A 19,346-nucleotide genomic window follows, 5' to 3' on the forward strand; every position below is an offset into this window, starting at 1 on the left:
GTTAGGCCTGTTTTTCGGTCTGCCGTGCATCCGGCGAAGAGGGGTGCGCCGGTCCTTGTCCGGGTTGGTCGGCAGAGGTGTCGGGTCCGGATTGTACCGGCTTTTGGGCAGGGCGCTCGTCGGGGCCGATCCGCCCGGACTGCGCCCGTTTTCGTTCGGATTGTCCGGCTGAGGGAACCTGTCCGTGCCGTGCCGGTTTTGGTGCGGGTCGTTCCGTCTTCCGTATCTTCGAAACGTGCTTTGCGGAGTATCCCGACGTCGATTCCGGTTCGGGGGGAGCGGATGCGGCGGGCTCCTGCGAGGGGGCGGCTTTCCGCTCCACGGCGGATTCCGGCAGTTTTCGCTCTGCCGGAGGTTTCGGCGCCGCCTCTGCGGCAGACGCGGCGCCGGGGCGGTTTGCGATGAGCGACCGGCAGATCTTTTTCAGCAGTGCGGGACCTTCGTAGACGTAGCCCGTGTAGAGCTGCACGAGCGATGCGCCCGCGTCGAGCATGGCTCGTACGTCGTCGGCGGACATCAGGCCGCCCGAGCCGATGATCGGGTAGTTGTTGCCCGAACGTTGGCGGATGCGGCGCACGACCTCGACGGCGCGGCGGTTGAGCGGTGCGCCCGAGAGGCGTCCGTTGCCGATGCGTTCGACCGCGGCGCGGCTCGTTCGCAGTCCTTGGCGCAGGTGGGTGCCGTTGGTGGCTACGATGCCGTCGAGAGGCGATTCGAGCATCAGGTCGGTGATGCGGTCGATCTCGGGGTCGGTCAGATCGGGCGAGATTTTCAGCAGGATGGGGCGGTACTGATTCTGCCCCCGGCGGAAATCGAACAGCGGATCGAGGATGCGCAGAATGTGTTCGGGCGTATGGGACGAATGCTCGCAGCCTCCGTTGTCGCAGCTGATGTTCACGGTGAAGTAGTCGGCGTACTGGTAGAGGTTGCGGAACAGACGCAGGTAGTCCGCCGCTCCGTTATCGGGCGGCGTGGCGGTGTTCTTGCCGATGTTGCATCCGACGATCACGCCCTCGTGGGGCCGCCGGAGCTGGCGGATCATGTGCTCCAGACCGCGGTTCGAGAGACCGATGCGGTTGACGATCGCCCGGTCCTTCGGAAGGCGGAAGACGCGGGGGCGGGGATTGCCCTGCTGGGGGCGGGGCGTAACGGTCCCCACCTCGACGAAGCCGAATCCCATGGCCGCCAGTTCGCGGAACGCCTCCGCGTCGCGGTCGAAACCGGCGGCGAGCCCGACGGGATTGCTGAATTTGATGCCGAAGACCTCGCGTTCGAGCGCCGGATGGCGCACGGCCCAGCATTTGCCGAGCAGCCAGCGGCCCCCGGGGATCAGTCCGGCCAGCCGCAGCAGCCCGAGAACCGCGCGGTGCGCCCGCTCGATGCTGAGCGAGAAGAGAATCGGTTTGATGATCCGGTGATACATTTCTTCTTACAAAGTTACGCAAAAATCCGTTAAAAGTACTCTTCGCGGTAGCGGTAGTCGTCGCGCATGGATTCGAAAGATGCCGGGTCGCTTTTCAGGGCGAGACTTTGGGCTTCGATGTCGAATCGTCCGCCGATCGTGCCGCACATCTCGCGCCAGCTTACGGGCCGCGGCTCCGAGGGCCGCACCTCGGGCGGATACCATGTGCCGAGCGGGAGACCGAAACAGCCGGCCACGGCCCGCACTGCGAGCGCCGTGGCATTGGCTTTGCCCTGTGCCGAGTAGCCGGCGATATGGGGGGTGGCGAGCAGCGTGCGTGCGAGCAGGGCGCGGTCGATCTGCGGTTCATGCTCCCAGACGTCGAGCACGCATGCCAGTCCGCTGTGCAGCAGGGCGTCGCCCTCTACGACCTCGCCGCGCGAGGAGTTGATGACGACGGCCGACGGCTTCATACGGGCGAAGAGCGCCTCGCCCGCCATGCGGCGCGTCGAGGCGTCGAGCGGCGTGTGGAACGTGATGAGATCGGCCTCGGCGGCCACCTCCTCCAGCGGACGGAAGCCGAGGTGTTCGCGCGCTTCGCGCGGCGGGTCGCAGCAGACGACGCGGAAGCCCCACGCTTCGGCATATTCCTTCACGAGCGACCCGACATGGCCCACGCCGACGATCCCGAGCGTCCGTGCGGAAGGGACCCAGCCCTGTGTCCGCGCGAGGTGCGCCAGCACGGCGGCCACCCATTGCAGGACGCCCCGCGCATTGCAGCCGGCGGCCGTCGCCACGCGGATGCCGTGCGCCGCGCACCATGCCGTGTCGATGTGGTCGAAGCCGATGGTCGCCGTCGCGACAAGCCGCACGGAGGAGCCGGCGAGCAGTGTCTCGTCGCATCGCGTGCGCGTGCGGACGATGAGCGCGTCGGCGTCGCGGACGGCCTCGGGAGCGATCTGCCGTCCCGGCAGGTAGCGGACCTCCGCATAGGGTTCGAGCACGCCCCGCAGAAACGGAACGGCGCTGTCGGCGATGATTTTCATAAACGGTTCGTCGGTTTATTCCGAGCGGCAAAGATAGGTAAAAATTAAAATTTTCGTACCTTTGACTTCGTCTTGGATACTCCTGTCCGGTAAAAGCGGATTTATTTGCTTTTGCGCCCGACTTTTTCGTATCTTTGCCGATCGAAGCCTCTTTAATTGAAGACGATGGATGCAAATGAATTCAATCCCGACGGCGTCGGCGTAGCCAACGGCGCCTATTTCGGCTTTCCGTTCGCGCCGGACGATGCCGAGCTGGTACTTCTGTCGGCACCGTGGGACGTAACGGTCTCGTACGGGGCCGGCACGGCCTATGCGCCGGATGCGATCATCGAGGCTTCGACGCAGCTCGACTTCTACGATCCGGCGGCTCCGGGGCTTTGGCGCCGCGGGATCGCTACGGCCGATGTGGACTACTCGCTGCTGGAGCATTCGCATCGGCTGCGCGCCGAGGCCGCGAAGGTGATCGAGCACCTCGAAAGCGGCGGCCGTGTGACGGACGATCATGTCGTGCGCCGGATTCGCCGTGTGAACGAAGGTTGCGCGCAGATGAACGACAACATCCGCGCACAGGCTTCGGCATGGCTTTCGAAGGGCAAGACCGTGGGGCTGGTCGGCGGCGATCACTCGACGCCCTACGGGCTGATCCGCGCGCTCGGCGAACGCGGCGGCGAGTTCGGTATTCTGCACATCGACGCCCATTGCGACCTGAGGGAAGCTTACGAGGGGTTCGAATTCTCGCACGCTTCGATCATGTACAACGTCCTGCGCGACGTGCCCGCCGTGCGGCGGATCGTGCAGGTCGGCGTGCGCGATTACAGCGAGGGCGAGGCGCGTCTGGCGGCCGGGTCGGAGCGGATCGCCCTGTTCGGCGACCGCGACCTCGCGCTGGCCCGTTTCGCCGGTGCGGCGTGGGCCGAACAGTGCCGGCGGATCGTCGACGCGCTGCCGCAGGATGTGTACGTGAGTTTCGACATCGACGGACTGACGCTCGAAAACTGTCCCCACACCGGTACGCCCGTTCCGGGCGGCCTCGGATTCGGCGAGGCGCTCTACTTGGTGGAGTGCGCAGCCCGCTCGGGGCGTCGGATCGTGGGATTCGACGTGGTGGAGGTGGTGCCCCGTGCGGAAGAGCCGGTGGATGCCGCAGTGGGCGCGCGCGTTCTTTATAAATTGTGTCTTTTGACGCTTCTTTCGAAAATGAGGGGAGGGATGGTATGAGACTTTTTTCCATGTACGGCTGGGTGCGCTGGAGACACCGGCTCGAAGTGAGCGGCCGCGGATTCTTCCGTGCTCCGTGGGCGGGCGGCGCAGTGCTGCTGGCCTGTGTGGCGATCGCCATGCTGCTGGCCAACATTCCGGCTACGTCGGTCTACTACAAGCATCTGCTCGAAACCGATCTGGCCCTGAAAGTCAGCAGTCCCGATGGGGTGATCGACTGGCTGTTCCCGCGCGGGATGACCGTCGAGAAGTTCGTCAACGACGGACTGATGGTAGTCTTTTTTTTCGTCGTGGGGCTCGAAATCAAACGCGAGATCGTCTGCGGACAGCTCTCCTCGGTGCGCAAGGCGATTCTGCCGGTGCTGGCCGCTGCGGGCGGCATGCTGGCGCCGGCGGCGATCTTCCTCGCGTTCAACGCCGGGACGGCGGCCGCGAACGGCTGGGGAATCCCCACGGCGACGGACATCGCATTCGCGATCGGCATTCTCTCGATGCTCGGCGACCGCGTGCCCGTGTCGCTCAAGGTCTTTCTCACGGCGCTGGCCATTGCGGACGATCTGGGTGCGATTCTGGTGATCGCCCTCTTTTACGGCGGTGAGGTGCAGCTCGGTTGTCTGCTGATTGCCGTGATGATCATGATCGGCGTCTACATCATGAAACGACTGGGCGAAACGCGCCTGTTCTGGTACCTCGTGCCGGCCGTCGCGGTCTGGGCGCTGTTCTACTATTCGGGCGTGCATTCGGCCATTTCGGGCGTGGCGATGGCCATGCTCATCCCGATGAAGCCCCGTTACAGCAGGGAGTACTTCGCCCATAAGCTGCGTTATTACCGCAAGGCGATCGGCGAGGTGGCGTGCAGCGGGGATGACGACGAATTTCCCAATGAGGAACACCGCTACTATCTGCGGCGGATGGCGAGCCTTTCGCTGAATTCCGTGGGGCTCAGCTACCGGCTCGAACACCGGCTGTCGCCTTACGTAACGTTCCTCGTCATGCCGGTTTTCGCCCTTGCGAACGCCGGAGTGCCGATCGCTTCGGCCGAATACCTCAATATCTTCCACCACACCTCGGCGACGGGCTCGGTGGGGATGGGCGTCTTCTTCGGTTTGGTCGCCGGCAAGCCGCTCGGAATTTTCCTTGCGAGCTGGGCGGCGGTGCGGACGAAGCTGGCCGTGATGCCCGAAGGGGCGTCGTGGCGGATGCTTCTGGCCGTAGCTTGTCTGGGCGGTATCGGATTTACGATGTCGATCTTCGTGGATTCGCTGGCCTACTCCGACGCGGATCTGATCGACCGCGGCAAGATCGCCATCCTCATGGGATCGGCTTCGGCGGCGCTGCTGGGGACGCTGCTCATTCTGATATTCTCGAAAAAAAATCCGGATAAACGATGAAAAAGACGATTGCGGCCGCATTGGCCGTCGCCGTGCTGCTGCTGACGGCGGCCTGTTCGAAAAACACGGGAAGCGTGAAACTCGCCGACGAGGCCGACTCGCTGGCTTATATTATCGGAATGAACGTGGGGATGAACCTCCAGCGCATGGATTCCTCAATCCGTGTCGATGCCGTGTGTGAAGGCATCCGCGATTACCTCGGCGGCAACGCCCGGTTTACGGTGGAGGAGGCCCGCACCTACTATCTGCGTCACATCACCTACGAACGCCCCGAGCGGATCCGCGCCTACGAAGAGCAGTTTTTGGAGGATATTCGGCAGTCGAACCGCTCCTATGCCCGTACCAAAAGCGGGCTGACCTATACCGTCGAAGCGGTGGGCGACGAAACATTCACTCCGGCCAATGCCCGCGATACGGTCTGGGTGCGCTATGTCATGCGCACGGCGGACGGCAAACAGCTCTACTCCTCCTACGACCGCGGAGATACGGTGCGCGCCGCGCTCGGCGACCTGCTGAAAGGGTTGCAGGAGAGCGTGCGGCTGATCGGCAAGGGCGGCAAGATGGAGGCGTGGGTACCTGCCGCGAGCGCCTACGGCGCGGCGGGCGATAGCGAACTGGGGGTCGCACCCAATGCCACGCTCTTTTTCGAGATCGAACTGGTGGACGTGGACAAATATTCGGCTCGCAGAAGGTCCGGATCGCAGCTTTTTTAGTTCGCGCGCGTATCATTGACAATTATTTGCTATATTTGCGCGTTGTAGACACGGCAAGCGGATAAACAGTTAAAACATAATGGTTACCACGATGAAAAAAACACTTTTTGGCGCAGCGATGGTCTGTGCCGCCATGCTGACTGCCTGCGGCGGCAGCGATAAGGACGGCGTCCGTATGGGCAGCCTCTCCGGCGAGTTCGACTCGCTTTCCTATGCGATCGGAGCGAATATCGGCTACGGCATCGACCGCGATCTGAGCGATATTCCGTTCGATTATGCGCGCTTCGACGAAGGTATGGAGGACGGTGCGCTGAACAAGGTGAAGGTCGACCGCGAACAGATGATGCAGCAGCTCCGCACCTATTTCATGACGAAGCGCTTCCCGCGCCTGCAAGCGCTGCGTGCGCAGCGTGCCGAGGCCGACAGCATCCGCCGCGCCAACGGCGACACGACGAAGGTCGAGTACGGCAGCGATCCGTCGCTTTTCGCATCCGACGGCGAGCGCGATTCGATTTCGTATGCGTTCGGCAACAACTGGGGGTACAGCATCCGTCAGGCGGGAGTTCCCGTGCAGATCGTCTGGGTGCTCGAAGCGATGAAGGAGGTCCGCGGCGGCAAGGCTCGGATGAGCGAGCAGCAGATGCAGGACTACATCCGATATTATTATATGGAGAAACTTCCTGCCGAGAACCTGAAAGCCTCGACCGAGTGGCTGGAGAAGACGGCCAAGAAATCGGGCGTTCATAAGACCGAGTCGGGACTGCTCTACAAGATCGAGAAGCTGGGCGACACGTCGGTGATGGCCAAGGATAACCGCGACCGCGTGAAGGTGCACTACAAGGGCACGACCCGCAAGGGAGTGGTTTTCGATGCATCGCGTTTTGCCGATAAGACACCCGAGATGCAGGAGATGCTCAAAAAACGTTTCCCCGAGGATTACGACAAGGACGAGCCCATCGACTTCCCGCTCAATCAGGTCATCAAGGGATGGACCGAAGGCATGAAATTCGTCGGCAAGGGCGGTAAGATCACCCTCTGGGTGCCTGCCGATCTGGCCTACGGCCAGCGCGGTGCCGGCAATCTGATCGGCCCCAACGAAGCGCTCCGCTTCGACGTGGATCTGATCGACGTCGAACCTTATGTCGAGATCGACACGACGAAAGCCGTCAAAGTCCCCGCATTGGAGGAGGTCAAGATAAAATAAGCCGAACGCGTGATAAAAGGGGCTGTCTAACAAATCTTGGACAGCCCCTTTTATTCGTACTGCTCATCGGGAACTTTTCCGAATACGCAATTCTCAGAAGGTTAAAAAAACTTGTCCCCCCCCCTTATTCGTACTGCTGCTGTTCGGGTGTTTCCCGAGTGGTAGTTTCCGAAGAGAAAAAACTCGTTTGGACGGCCTTTCCCCGGCTTAACTGCCGGAGGAAGGGGACGCCGTGTCTGTGTCAGAACGGCAGATCGTCTACTTCGGCGGGCGATGAAGCGTAGGAGGGCTCCTCGACGATGGGCGGCATGCCGCCGGCGGGAGCTGCCGGCGGGGTCTGCTCCTGCTTGGGCTGGAGCCGCCAAGCACGCACGTCGGTGTACCAGCGGCCGTTGTATTCGCGCGATTCGACGTTCACCGAGACGTTGTAGGCGGCGCCTTCGCGCAGACGTGCCACATCGTCGGGCTTGTTGAAGAATGTAACGCAGATTTTGCGCGCGAACGACCCTTCGTTCATTTCGAATACCACATCCTGCCGCTGCCAGTCGCCGCGTGCCGACGTCCCCTTCGTGAGGGGCAGTATTTTGTAAACGGTTCCTTCGAATTCCATAGTTCAGCGTATTAAGTTTCGTGGAGCAAAGATAGCGTTTTTTTGTGTGAAAACGGGCAGCTCGGCTCTTTTTTTGATGATGCGGATCGGGACGTGGTGTCGGCTTGCAGTTTCGCCGCGGGCTGATTTCCAGCCGATCGGCGGCGGCTCTCGGCGGTGGTGCCGGGCCGCCGCGTAGCAGGGGTGGCGGCCCAACACTCCGTTTCGATGGGGGTGCTCCGGAAAATTGCCGGAAAATCCCCGGGAGCCGCCGGGGTGTCGCGAAGGGGCGGTTTTTTGCAGCCGGGCGTTCGACGTATCGTTATATAGCTTATATTTGTCGTCGAGGCAGGCAAGGTCGTAAAACTTTTTGAAACCGTTATGAAAAAAATTTGTTTCGTATTGCTGTGTGCGGCGTGTTTTGCGTCGTGCGTGAGCCGTGGAACGGCCGAGAGGATCGAGACTCAACGGGATTCGCTCGCCGCGGCGCTCGATCGAAAGGATTCGCTGCTGGGGGAAGTCTTCGCGGCCGTGAATGCCATTTCGGACAATCTCTCGGCGATCAAGACGCGCGAGAACATTCTGACGGTCGGCAACGGCGAGAGCGGCAAACGTCCTGCGGAGCAGATCAACGAAGACATAGCTGCGATCGACAAACTCTTGCTGGACAACCGTATGAAGATCGAAGCGCTCGAACGTTCGGCCGCGCAGTTGCGCAAGGCCCATGTACGCATCGAGGGGTTGGAGCGGATGATCGAGAACCTCGCCGCGCAGCTCGATGTAAAGAACCGGGAGGTGGGGTCGCTGAAGAAGGAGCTCGCACAGATGGGCGTGCAGGTCGAGACCCTCTCGACGCAGGTGATCGAGCAGGGTGAGCGGCTCGAAGTGCTGACGACCGAGAAGGGCGAACTGGAGGCCGACGTGGCGGATAAGACGGCGCGTCTGTATGCGGTGTACTACATCGTCGGACCGCAGAAAGAGTTGCTCGATACGCAGATCGTCCGCAAATCGGGATTCATCGGCCGTACGCTGACCGTCAACGAAAAGCGCAATCTCGACAGTTTCACCAAGGGCGATTCCCGTTTTCTGGATGAGATTCCCGTGGGGCATAAGAACGTTACGGTCGTAACGAGCCATCCGGAGGATTCGTACCGGCTGATCGAAGGCGAGGGCAAGACGGTCGAATCGCTTCGCATTCTCGATCCCGAACGGTTTTGGGAGGCGTCGAAGATTCTGATCGTCAGCTATAAATAAAGGCATTGGCCGCGTAATACGATCGGCCGTTTCGGCTTGCGGACGATGCGCAGAGACAACGGATCGGTACCCGGGCAGGGGTACGGCGGTTCGGCACAGCGGGCAGTTGCCGAGGCATACGATCGTCTGAATGAGTGGGGCCGGTTGATTCCGATACCGGTGCCGGAAAGTCCTCTTTGTTTTTCTTTGTTCTTATGAGCGTCAACCATGTAAATGGGCTGTCCGACAAGTTTTTGACCCTTCGGTAATCGCCTGTTCGGGAAAATTCCCGATTGCAGTACGAACGAGAAAGTACCGTCTGAGACTCGTTGGACGGCCTCGATAAATTTTGAATGTGTGGAAATGAATGATTATCTTGTCTATCGGATGTATGCTCATTGAAGTATTAAATTTAATTTTTCGAACCCAATGATAAATAGTATGAAAACTCGATCATTCTTTTCCGGTTTGTTTTTGTCGGTAACTCTCGGTTGTGCGGTATTGTCCGTTTCCTGCGAAAAATCCGAAACTGCAGAACCCGAATACACGGTATTGGAGGGGTTAAAAGGCATAACCAAGCAGCAGCTTCGTGGAGCTAATTTTACAGTCTATCAAAGCAATTCGAGTATTACCATGCTTTTTTACTTTCCCTTCCAGACCCCTCTCGTATCTGTTTTCGACCAATCGACCGCTACGGTTCACTTCGTTTCCGACAAAAGATTCGATGTCTGGGAAGACATTTACTCTACGGAGTACCCGCCGGCCGATTTGTCCCTGTCGTCTTCCGCCAAACTCCATTTTCACTTATTCGCCATACCCGACCTTGGTCTGGAGATGGAGTGTACAGAGATCATGTTGCCCGTACCGGAAGGTGGCGATTACGAGTTTTACCTCACCATAGAGAAAGAGGGGGTCTTTTACCGTACACCGACATATCGTCTCGGCGTGATGTTCGTCAACAGTTCTTATGTTACTGGAATTACCAACCTCTATTGACTGAATTATAAATCTTAAAAGAAGACTTCTTGCCGCATTATTTGTTTCTTTGACCGGTTTCGGTCTCGTCGGATGCGGCGAGTCCGATGAAACCGAGTCTGTTTTTGTCCCGCAGTCCGATCCGAGTGAGGGCGCCCTCACTCGGGCGGCCGACACTCTTTCCGGTGCCGTTCCGACTTTCGAAGAGGCCGAAGCCTTTTTGCGCGGTCAAGGTTACGATACCTTCTCGCTCGAAGAATACGACGGCTATTTTCTTATTGGAAATAGTTGCCTGATTCTTCCATTCGTTTCGATAGCCCGGATCGGTCTGTCCGGTGCGAAATACCGTTTCGCCGGGGTATCGGAATTCGGTCGGTCGTTTTGCGGGGTATGCAACAGGACGTATGTTCCGGCAGTCGCCGGCAGTTCGCGTTCGGTGCGGAATCAGTATTCGATCCGGTCGAGAATACCGATGAGAGCGGCGATGGCTACCCCGTAGTTGGTGATCGGAACGGATTGGGCCCGAGCCCGGGCGATGCGGTTGAGCACATGACGCCGGTTGAACATGCAGGCCCCGCAGTGGATCACGAGGTCGTAGGGGGTGAGGTCGTCCGGAAAATCGGCTCCCGAAATCACGTCGACGCGAAGTTCCGCTCCGATCTTTTTGCGCAGCATCGCTGGCAGTTTCACCCGGCCGATGTCCTCCGTCCGGGGAGCGTGGGTGCAGGCTTCGGCGATCAGCACGCGCGACGAGGGGGTGAGGCGTCCGATGGCGGCAGCCCCGTCGGTGAAAGCGTCGATGTCGCCCTTGTAGCGGGCGAAAAGTACGGAGAAGGAGGTGAGCCGCGACGCGGCGGGCTTCTGTCGGTAGACGGCCTCGAACGCCTGCGAGTCGGTAACGATCAGCTTCGGCGGACGGGCGAGCGCCGCGAGTGCCGCGCTCATGCCCTGCGGCGTGCAACATATCGTCGTACACTCTTTGTCGAGCAGTTCGCGGATCGTCTGCACCTGCGGCAGAATCAACCTCCCTTTGGGGGCTTGGGCATCCTGCGGCATCACCAGCAGCACGGTATCGCCCTGTTCGGCCACTCCTGCGGTGATCTCGCGCGGTTCGTCCCGGTGCACTGCGGCAAGCGCTCGCCGCAGCTCTTCGATGCCCTGCCCCGTCGCGGCGCTTACGCAGAGGGGGGGCAGGGCGGTGCGCTCCTCGACGGCGCGAGCTGCACGGGCGGGATCGGTCAGCCGGTCGCATTGCGCGAGGACGGCGATGACGGGGATTTCGCGGGCCCGGAACTGCCCGAGCCAGTCGAGCTCGGCGGCGCAGTCGCCTTCGCCGAAAAGCAGCACGGCGATCTGCGTGCGGTCCGCGGCCCGGAGCGTCCGCTCGATGCGCTGGGGGCCCAGTGCGCCCGTGTCGTCGAATCCCGGAGTGTCGGTCAGGAGGCAGGCGCCGAGGCCGGGCAGCTCCATCGCCTTCGAGACGGGGTCGGTCGTGGTGCCCGCAATGTCGGAGACCACGGCGACCGACTGTCCCGTCAGCGCATTGATGAGCGAGGACTTGCCGCTGTTGCAGCGGCCGAAGAATCCGATGTGCAATCGTTCGGATGCGGGTGTATCGTTCATGTCGTCGTATATTTGCGGGTCGAAGGAGGGGGATTCCTGCCTCGCCCCGGTCGGTAATGGCTCTCTTTTTATCGTTCCGTGTTCGGCGGCGGCCGATCTGCGTCCCGGTATTCGCGCTTTTCCGTTCGGACGATCTGCGGGAAAACCCGGCCGGTGCGGCTTGTCGGAACGTCTCCTTTTCGGCTTTCGTTTTCCCTCTGCGGCGATCGTCGTGTAACCTCGCCGCTGTACCCGTCTCGGCGAATGAGCGGGGCGGCGGACGGCCGGGGCGTTCGAAATCGCGTCGATCGCATGACGGCGTTTCCGCGGATCCTCAGAAGCGGAAGTCGCGCTTGCCGCCTGCGATCTCGCGGAGGCGTTCGGCCGTGATGCGGCGGATCTTCTCGGTGGGGATCAGGGGCACTTCGCGGGCGATGAGGCGTTCGCCCAGCACGCGCGTGCGGGGCGAAGCATAGTCTTCGAGGTATTCGCGCAGGGTCATCAGCGCATTCGGTCCGCAGCAGTCGGCGATCTTGCCGCTCTTGACGAGCGACATGAAGCGGTCGCCCGTGCGTCCCTCGCGGTAACAGGCCGTGCAGAAGCTGGGGATGTAGCCCAGTTCGAGCAGCCACGCCACCACCTCGTCGAGCGTGCGCGTGTCCGAGACGTCGAACTGCGCCGACTCCTCGGCGTCCTCCTCGCCTTCGGCATAGCCGCCGACGCTCGTGCGCGAGCCTCCGCTGAGCTGCGAGATGCCCACGTCGAGCACCAGCTCGCGCGAACGTTTCGATTCGCGCGTCGAGACGATCATCCCCGTGTAGGGTACGGCCAGACGCAGCACGGCCACGATGCGGCGGAACACTTCGTCCGTAACGGCGTCGGGGAAGTCCGCGGGGTCGATGTCGTCCGCAGGACGGATGCGCGGGACGCTGATCGTGTGCGGCCCCACGCCGTAGCGGGCTTCGAGGTGCTCGGCGTGCATCAGCAGGCCGACGAAGTCGTAGCGATAGTTCGTCAGACCGAACAGCGCGCCGATGCCGACATCGTCGATCCCGCCCTGCATGGCGCGGTCCATCGCCTCGGTGTGGTAGGCCCAATCGCTTTTGGGGCCGGTGGGGTGGAGCGCTTCGTAGGCCGCGCGGCGGTAGGTTTCCTCGAAGAGGATGTAGGTGCCGATGCCGGCGTCGTGCAGCCGTTTGTAGTTTTCGACGGTCGTAGCCGCGATGTTGATGTTCACGCGGCGGATCGCGCCGTTGCGATGGCGGATCGAATAAATCGTGTCGATGGATTCGAGGATGTACTCGATCGGATTTTTCGTGGGGTGTTCGCCCGCTTCGACGGCCAGTCGCTTGTGGCCCATGTCCTGCAAAGCCGTTACCTCGCGGCGGATTTCGTCCTGCGTCAGCTTGCGGCGCGGGATGGTGCGGTTCTTGGCGTGATAGGGGCAGTAGACGCAGCCGTTCACGCAGTAGTTCGAAAGGTAGAGCGGGGCGAACATCACGATGCGGTTGCCGTAGAGGCGCCGCTTGAGCTCGCGTGCGAGCGCGAACATGCGCTCCGTCAGCTCGGGACGGTCGCATTCGAGCAGCACGGCCGCCTCGCGGTGGCCGAGGCCCCGGCCTTCGGCGGCCTTGTCGAGAATCTCGGACACGAGCGCTTCGTCGTTGCGGTTGCGGGCGGCATATTCCAGCGTCCGGCCGATCTCTGCGTCGTCGATGAACTCGGCGGCTTTGTCTGAATCTGTGCGATACATGGTATGCTTTTTTCTTTCGTTATTCGGTCTCTGCATGCGAATTTGTCCGGACGGCCGGTAGTGCCGGCCGCGTGCCGTGCCGTGTCTTCGGCGCGCGGACCGAACGACGCCGACGCGGCGAACGAGGACCGCGGCCGGGGCGTCCGGCGGGGCGAAGTCGCATGGTGTCGTCCGTTCTATTCATTCTTCGTAGTCGCCGCGCGCATAGTCGATGCGGTAGCCGACGGAGGCGAGCTCCCGTTCGAGTGCGGCCAAACCCTCGGCGGCTTCGCAGCCGAAGGCGGCTTTGTGTTCGTAGATGGCGTATTTGGCCCGCTGGGCCGCAGGCGAGAGGTTGGGCATCACGACGTTCGCTCCCGAGAGGATACCCAGACGGCGTCCCTCGGGCGAGAGGGTCGCCAGCGCCGTGGTCGCGGGTATGAGTGCCGCGGGCCGCATCAGGCGCAGGATGGCCAGCAGCAGCAGCGTGAGCCGCAGCGATCCGGCCGGCGCATGCCCCAGCGGCGTGTCGCCGTGGGGCAGAAAAGGTCCGATTCCGATCATCTGAGGCCGCAGCCGTTCGATCAGCAGCAGGTCTTCGACCAGCGTCCCGATCGTTTGGCCCGGCACGCCGACCATCATGCCCGTCCCGGTTTGATAGCCGATGCGGCGGAGGGTTTCGAGACAGGCGAGGCGCCGCGCATGGGACATCTCGGCGGGATGGAGCGCCGCATAAAGTTGCGGGTCGGCCGTCTCGTGGCGCAGCAGGTAGCGCGTGGCACCGGCCCGGAAGAGCGCTTCGTAGGAGGCTACGCTCCGTTCGCCCAGCGAGAGCGTGATGGCGCAGTCGGACCAGCGGCGGCGGATTTCGGCGACCAGCGCCGTGAGCGTGCCGTCGTCCCATGCGGGGTCTTCGCCCCCTTGCAGGACGAAGGTGCGAAATCCGAGTCCGTAGCCTGTCCGGCAGCAATCGAGAATCGTCTCCGGCGTGAGCCGGTAGCGCTCGGCGCGGCGGTTGCTGCGGCGGATGCCGCAGTAGCGGCAGTCGTTGCGGCACCGGCTGCCGATCTCGACGAGACCGCGGACGTAGATGCCGTTGCCGAATCGGGCGCGGGCCGTTTCTGCGGCCGCGGCCCGCAAATAGCCGAACGTCTCCTCGTCGCAGGCTTCGAGCAGCCTGCGGTACTCTTCGGGACGGAGCGTATGCTCGCGCCGCAGACGTTCGGCCAGCTCTCTCGTCATAAGCCCTCTTCTGCGGTGGGTTATCTTTTGGCCAGCTCTCTGTTGAACTGTATTTTGCCTTGATCGTAGGCGATGTGGGTGCACGGCCCCGAGATGCAGCCTCCCTCGCAGGCCATCACCTCGATGAACTGGGCGGGCGCCTTGCCCGTTTTGCCGTATGCCTTCAGCAGGTTGACGTTCTTTTTGGTGAGGTTCGCTACCTGCAAGCCTGCGAATTGCAGTTTGCCGTCGACATGGGCCTGCACGGCCGCCATCACGCCGCCGTTCTGTCCGAAGCCGTGGGCCGTGCGGATCGAGGTGAAGGCCATTTCGTAGGTCTGCGCTTCGCTGAACTCGATGCCCAGTCCGCTCAATACGGAGTGGATCTCCTCGAAGGTCATCACGTAGTCCACGCACTCGTCGCGGCGGGCCTCCTTGCGTTTGGCGATGCAGGGGCCGATGAATACCACCTTGGTGTCGGGATGCTTGCGGCGGGCGATGCGGGCCGCATAGTACATGGGCGAGCCGGTCGAAGAGATGTATTTTTTGAGATCGGGGGCGTGTTTCTCGGCCATTTCGATGTAGGACGGACAGCACGACGTGGTCATGAAAGGCTGCCCCTCGGCCAGTTTCTCGGCCAGCTCCTCGCTCTCGTGGGAAATGGTGTCCATCGCCCCCTGAGCCACCTCGATCACGTCGGTGAAGCCGATCGCTTTGACCGCGCCGTAGAACTGTTCGACGGGGACCTTGTACTGCGAGAGGATCGACGGCGCGACGATGGCCACGAGCTTCTCGCCGCGGCGGATGCTTTGCAGCACGTCGAAGACCTGCGAAATTTCGAAAATGGCACCGAAGGGGCAGCTGTTGAGGCATTTGCCGCAGTAGATGCACTTGCTCTCGTCGATGTGCTCCACGCCGTGCTCGTCCTTGGAGATGGCCTGCACGGGACACGCCTCCTCGCACGGAACGGGGATGTAGACGATCGCGTGGTAGGGACAACTGTTGTGGCAGATGCCGCAGCTCACGCAAAGGCTGTGGTCGATGCGGGCCTGACCGGTCTCCTTGTTGAAGTCGATCGCGTTCTTCGGACAGTTGAGCGCGCAGGCGCGAGCCACGCAGCCGCGGCAGAGGTTCGAGATGTCGTAGTTGATCCTTACGCACGACGAACAGGCCTCGTCGATCACGCACATGATGTTCTCCTTGAGGTTCCGGTCGCGTTCGAGCGCACGGCGCGCATAGTCCGACAAGGGTGTCAGTTCGTCGGTTTCGTCGGTCATGTCGTAGCCCAGCAGGGGCAGCGATTTGTATTTCCAGACGGCGCGCTCCTTGTGGATGCAGCAGCGCCCCTTGGGCTGGGCGTTGCGCGGACTGAGTTCGAGCGGCAGGCGGTCGATCTTTGCGACCAACTGGTCCTCTTTCCAGAGTTCGATGAGTTTCGTCAGTAGTTTCTGACGAACGATCATCACGTTATTTTTGATGGCCATAATTTGTTGGTTCGGGTTACGCCGGCAAAGATAAGGGTTTATCGGCCTTCGGACAAAGATTCTGCTGGGAAAATGAAACCAAATCGGCGAAAAATGTTTCGAACCGTTCGAAAAAGAGCCGTCGTTCGCTATGGTCCGTAGTTTCCGGTCGCAGACGGCGTACGTTCTGCGGGAGCCTTGTCCGCAGAGGCCGGACGGTCGTGGGGGATGGCATTTTTTTTGACGTTCCGCACCCCGATGACCAGTCTGCGCGAACATATCCGGCAGAGCCGCGGCTACAAATGGTGGATTCTGGGCCTCGTCATGCTCGGAACGTTCATGGCCGTGCTCGACGTAACGGTGGTCAACGTCGGGCTGCCCGCGATCATGTCGTCGTTCGGGATCGGCATCTCGACGGCCGAATGGGTCGTTACGGCCTACATGATTACGATGACCGTCATGCTGCCGTCGGCCGGATGGTTCGCCGACCGCTACGGAAACAGGCGCGTATATGTCGTGGGCCTGCTGCTCTTCACGTTCGGATCATGGCTCTGCGGCCGCGCTTCGAGCGATGTGTTTCTGATCTCGGCACGGGCCGTGCAGGGATTCGGGAGCGGCATCATCCAGTCGCTCGGCCTTGCGATCGTAACCCGCGAGTTCCGCCCCGAGGAGCGCGGTCTCGCACTCGGACTGTGGGCGATGGCCGCTGCGGCGTCGATTTCGTTCGGGCCCCTGCTGGGTGGCTATCTGGTCGACGCCTACAGCTGGCACAAGATTTTCGATGTCAACGTGCCGGTCGGCCTCGCGGCCGTGCTGCTGTCGATGGCCATCCAGAAGGAGTGGAAAAGCCCGTCGGAGCCTCCTTTCGACTGGAAAGGATTTCTGTCGGTCGTCTTCTTCATGCCCCTGACCATATATGCGCTGGCCCGCGGAAACTCTCCGACCAATCCCCGCGGCTGGGCTTCTCCCGAGGTCGTCGTCTGTTTCGCCGCAGCGGCTACCGCGTTCGCGTTTTTCGTCGTTACGGAGTTGAGAAATCCTGCGCCGCTGTTGCGGATCAGATTGTTGGGGGAGCGCAACTTCGGGATTTCGATGGCGGTGCTGACCCTCTTTTCGGTCGGGATGCTCGGCGGAACGTATCTGTTGCCACTCTACATGCAGCGGGGCTTGGGCTATTCGGCGCTGATGGCCGGAAGCGTCTTCCTGCCCGTAGGGCTCATCCAAGGCGTGCTTTCGGCGGTTTCGGGATACCTTACACGTTACGTCAAACCTCTGATTCTCGCGGCACTGGGTATTTTGCTGCTGGCGCTCAGCTTCTACCTTGCCAGCCGCTTCACGCTCCATACCACCCACCGGCATATTCTTTTCGTGCTCTACATCCGCGGTTTCGGCATGGGCCTCACTTTCGCGCCGCTCAACCTCTTTTCCCTGCACAACCTCGCGCAGCGCGACATGGCCGCCGCCGCAGGCATTTCGAACAGCATCAAACAACTCGCCGGCAGCTTCGGCATTGCGGTGCTGACGGCCGTTCTCTCTTCGCGGACGGCCTATCATACGGTCCATGAAGAGGTCTCTTCGGCCCAGACCTATGTGGAAGGGATTACGGATGCGCTGGGGATCGTGGTCTGGGTAACGCTCGCTGCGGTGCTGCCGCTCATATGGGTGTTTCGCAGGAAAAGGAAAAAAACGGATGCGGAAGAGACTGCCGCGGCCGGTTCCGGCGTTTCGGAAGCTGCCCGTGCGCAGCGGAGCCGCGCTGGGGACGGACAGTCGGGTTGAGAAACCGCATGTCGTGCGACCTTTACGCGGGCCGGCGGACGTGAACTGCTCCCGCGACCGGGAAAAACGCCGGCGATCCGCCTCCGTGCAGACCGCCGGCGTTTCGTGTGGGCCCAGAGGGGCATGATCCCACGACCTTCGGATTATGAGTCCGCTGCTCTGACCGACTGAGCTATGGGCCCGTCTGCGGCGGGGCCGCATTGCGAGTGCACAAAAGTAGCCATTTACGCGGGATTTGCAAAAAATATCGGGAAAAAACTCGGGGCGGATTGCAAATTGGATTTTATTTGTTACCTTTGCGCCACGATTAGTACTAATTAACAAAAACAAACGAATGAAAAAAGGTATTCATCCCGAGAATTATCGTTTAGTGGCGTTCAAGGACATGTCCAACGACCACGTGTTTTTGTGCCGGTCCGCCGTTTCGACAAAAGAGACCATCGAAGTGAACGGCGAAACCTATCCCGTGTATAAGATGGAAATTTCCAACACCTCCCACCCGTTCTATACGGGCAAGATGAAGTTGGTTGACACCGCCGGTCGCGTCGATAAGTTTATGAGCCGCTACGCAAAACGCTACGACAAGAAAGCGGCCAAATAGGGTCCGCGTGCTCGGAAACGGAACAAGGAAGCCCGAAAGGCTTCCTTTCGTTTTATTCCTTCGCAATCGTCGTTCCCTGCGGTCGATTTTCTGGGAGGGGCGGAGCGCCCGCCCGCATTTGCGGGCGTGGAGAGCGGAAACGGGCGAATCGCGGACCGGAATACGGGATTCGGAAACTTTACGTTGTTTTTTGAAATGCTACCGAAGAGTTCCATGATCGAAGATACGGTGCCGGCGTCGAAAAAGATTTGCGGTTCCGATTGCAGCAGTTGCCGTACGTTTCCTGCGCCCTACCGGCGCATCGGCGAGTCCGCTTCGTGCCGTTTTACGCAGCGGACCGTGGTTGCGGGAGACCGGATTTCTTTTCCGGCCGACAGCCTCGTGCGGATTCTCTTCGTGCTCGAAGGCGGGATACGGATCGAGGACCGCAACGGATTGCAACGCACCTTTTCCGCGCACAATTGCGTCTGCTTGCAGCGGGGGACGGTTTTTGCGATGACTGCGGTAACGGATGCACATATCGTGCTCTTGTCGATGATGCACCGCATCGAGTTCTGCGAATCGGATATTTTCGACCGCGAGATGCCGCACGATAGCGTCGTGCCGACCGATGTTGCGCCTGCGCTGAACCTGCATCCCGTCATCGCGCGGATGCTGGCGGCTTTTTTCGAGGTCGAAGCGCTGACGGAATGCGTCCATTTCCACCGGATGAAGGCGGCCGAGCTCTTCATGATGATTAAAGTGCTCTACACCTCTGCGGAACATGCCTATTTCTTCCAGTCGCTAATCCAGCCGCAGGACAATTTCCGGGTGTTCGTATGCAACAACTACGACAAAGCCGCCAGCGTCGGCGAGCTGGCTTCGTTGGCCGGCATGAGCCTTTCGGCCTTCAAACGGCATTTTTCGGAGCACTTCGACGACAGCGTCTACCACTGGATGATGCGGCAGAAAGCCCTCAAGATCTTCGCCGACATCCGCGACGGCGAAGACAATACGAAGGTCCTGATGTCCAAATACGGTTTCAAGTATTACACGCAGTTCAGCCGATTCTGCAAAACCTATCTGCAAGCTACGCCCGTACAACTGATCGACTCGATCCGCGAGGGATGACGTACGTCCGCATGCGGAGGGGCGATCGGGGGATGACAGAGGTGCGTGGCGTAATGTGCATGCACCG

16 protein-coding genes and 1 tRNA gene are annotated in these 19,346 nt (G+C 61.1%); 9 read left to right on the plus strand and 8 right to left on the minus strand.

Translation table 11 applies throughout. From position 1 onward, the window contains the following. Position 1: 1 nt before the first annotated feature. Together BN3659_RS08050 and BN3659_RS08055 are read right to left on the minus strand one after the other, a co-directional pair. Positions 2-1,423 (minus strand): quinone-dependent dihydroorotate dehydrogenase, encoded by a 1,422-nt coding sequence (locus tag BN3659_RS08050; RefSeq protein WP_091536053.1) that lies wholly within the window; start codon positions 1,421-1,423, stop codon positions 2-4. A gap of 29 nt (positions 1,424-1,452) precedes the next feature. Beyond that, on the minus strand, positions 1,453-2,448 hold the full coding sequence (locus BN3659_RS08055; protein WP_091536055.1) for a 4-phosphoerythronate dehydrogenase: 996 nt from the start codon (positions 2,446-2,448) through the stop codon (positions 1,453-1,455). A 165-nt stretch (positions 2,449-2,613) separates the two neighbouring features. Between BN3659_RS08055 and BN3659_RS08060 the strand changes: the two genes are divergently transcribed. The 4 genes from BN3659_RS08060 (at position 2,614) to BN3659_RS08075 (ending at position 6,974) form a co-directional block, all read left to right on the plus strand. After that, positions 2,614-3,666, plus strand: coding sequence for an agmatinase family protein (locus BN3659_RS08060; RefSeq protein WP_091536057.1), 1,053 nt, complete (start codon positions 2,614-2,616; stop codon positions 3,664-3,666). Beyond that, positions 3,663-5,057 carry a Na+/H+ antiporter NhaA gene (nhaA, locus tag BN3659_RS08065; RefSeq protein WP_224757832.1) on the plus strand — a complete coding sequence of 465 codons (1,395 nt, stop codon included), beginning with the start codon at positions 3,663-3,665 and terminating at the stop codon, positions 5,055-5,057. The genes BN3659_RS08060 and nhaA overlap by 4 nt, the downstream gene beginning before the upstream one ends. Then, positions 5,054-5,770 (plus strand): FKBP-type peptidyl-prolyl cis-trans isomerase, encoded by a 717-nt coding sequence (locus BN3659_RS08070; RefSeq protein ID WP_091536061.1) that lies wholly within the window; start codon positions 5,054-5,056, stop codon positions 5,768-5,770. Before nhaA ends, BN3659_RS08070 begins: the two co-directional genes overlap by 4 nt. A 91-nt stretch (positions 5,771-5,861) precedes the next feature. Beyond that, on the plus strand, positions 5,862-6,974 hold the full coding sequence (locus tag BN3659_RS08075) for an FKBP-type peptidyl-prolyl cis-trans isomerase N-terminal domain-containing protein (protein WP_091536099.1): 1,113 nt from the start codon (positions 5,862-5,864) through the stop codon (positions 6,972-6,974). A 241-nt stretch (positions 6,975-7,215) separates the two neighbouring features. On the opposite strand, the gene BN3659_RS08080 is transcribed toward BN3659_RS08075, so the two are convergent. Next, positions 7,216-7,584: a DUF3127 domain-containing protein gene (locus BN3659_RS08080; RefSeq protein WP_091536062.1), complete on the minus strand. Its 369-nt coding sequence runs from the start codon at positions 7,582-7,584 to the stop codon at positions 7,216-7,218. Between the two features lie 360 nt (positions 7,585-7,944). Between BN3659_RS08080 and BN3659_RS08085 the strand changes: the two genes are divergently transcribed. After that, the gene (locus tag BN3659_RS08085) at positions 7,945-8,817 is read left to right on the plus strand and encodes a Cbp1 family collagen-binding glycoprotein adhesin (protein WP_091536064.1); all 873 of its coding nucleotides are present in this window, start codon (positions 7,945-7,947) and stop codon (positions 8,815-8,817) included. A 420-nt stretch (positions 8,818-9,237) separates the two neighbouring features. Further along, positions 9,238-9,792 (plus strand): hypothetical protein, encoded by a 555-nt coding sequence (locus BN3659_RS08090; protein ID WP_141682536.1) that lies wholly within the window; start codon positions 9,238-9,240, stop codon positions 9,790-9,792. A gap of 423 nt (positions 9,793-10,215) precedes the next feature. On the opposite strand, the gene hydF is transcribed toward BN3659_RS08090, so the two are convergent. The 4 genes from hydF to BN3659_RS08110 all read right to left on the minus strand — a co-directional run bounded on the left by hydF (position 10,216) and on the right by BN3659_RS08110 (position 15,810). Further along, positions 10,216-11,394, minus strand: coding sequence for a [FeFe] hydrogenase H-cluster maturation GTPase HydF (gene hydF / locus BN3659_RS08095; RefSeq protein ID WP_091536067.1), 1,179 nt, complete (start codon positions 11,392-11,394; stop codon positions 10,216-10,218). Between the two features lie 313 nt (positions 11,395-11,707). Next, a complete protein-coding gene (gene hydG, locus BN3659_RS08100) occupies positions 11,708-13,126 on the minus strand; it encodes a [FeFe] hydrogenase H-cluster radical SAM maturase HydG (protein WP_091536069.1) in 1,419 nt (472 codons plus the stop codon). Positions 13,127-13,306: 180 nt separating this feature from the next. Then, complete coding sequence (hydE, locus tag BN3659_RS08105) at positions 13,307-14,347, minus strand: [FeFe] hydrogenase H-cluster radical SAM maturase HydE (RefSeq protein ID WP_091536070.1); 1,041 nt, start codon at positions 14,345-14,347, stop codon at positions 13,307-13,309. A 20-nt stretch (positions 14,348-14,367) separates the two neighbouring features. Next, positions 14,368-15,810: a monomeric [FeFe] hydrogenase gene (locus BN3659_RS08110; RefSeq protein WP_091536072.1), complete on the minus strand. Its 1,443-nt coding sequence runs from the start codon at positions 15,808-15,810 to the stop codon at positions 14,368-14,370. Positions 15,811-16,047: 237 nt separating this feature from the next. Here BN3659_RS08110 and BN3659_RS08115 point away from each other — a divergent pair, with 237 nt between their 5' ends. Continuing rightward, positions 16,048-17,568, plus strand: a complete 1,521-nt coding sequence (locus BN3659_RS08115; protein WP_091536100.1) for a DHA2 family efflux MFS transporter permease subunit — start codon at positions 16,048-16,050, stop codon at positions 17,566-17,568. A gap of 108 nt (positions 17,569-17,676) precedes the next feature. Here the strand turns inward: BN3659_RS08115 and BN3659_RS08120 are convergent. Then, positions 17,677-17,750, minus strand: a tRNA-Ile gene (locus tag BN3659_RS08120). Positions 17,751-17,902: 152 nt separating this feature from the next. On the opposite strand from BN3659_RS08120, the gene BN3659_RS08125 reads away from it, so the two are divergent. Beyond that, positions 17,903-18,169 (plus strand): type B 50S ribosomal protein L31, encoded by a 267-nt coding sequence (locus BN3659_RS08125; protein WP_004330071.1) that lies wholly within the window; start codon positions 17,903-17,905, stop codon positions 18,167-18,169. Positions 18,170-18,382: 213 nt separating this feature from the next. Then, positions 18,383-19,279, plus strand: a complete 897-nt coding sequence (locus tag BN3659_RS08130; RefSeq protein ID WP_141682537.1) for a helix-turn-helix domain-containing protein — start codon at positions 18,383-18,385, stop codon at positions 19,277-19,279. Positions 19,280-19,346 lie beyond the last annotated feature (67 nt).

This window comes from Alistipes sp. CHKCI003 (assembly GCF_900021155.1).
Taxonomy (GTDB): domain Bacteria; phylum Bacteroidota; class Bacteroidia; order Bacteroidales; family Rikenellaceae; genus Alistipes; species Alistipes excrementavium.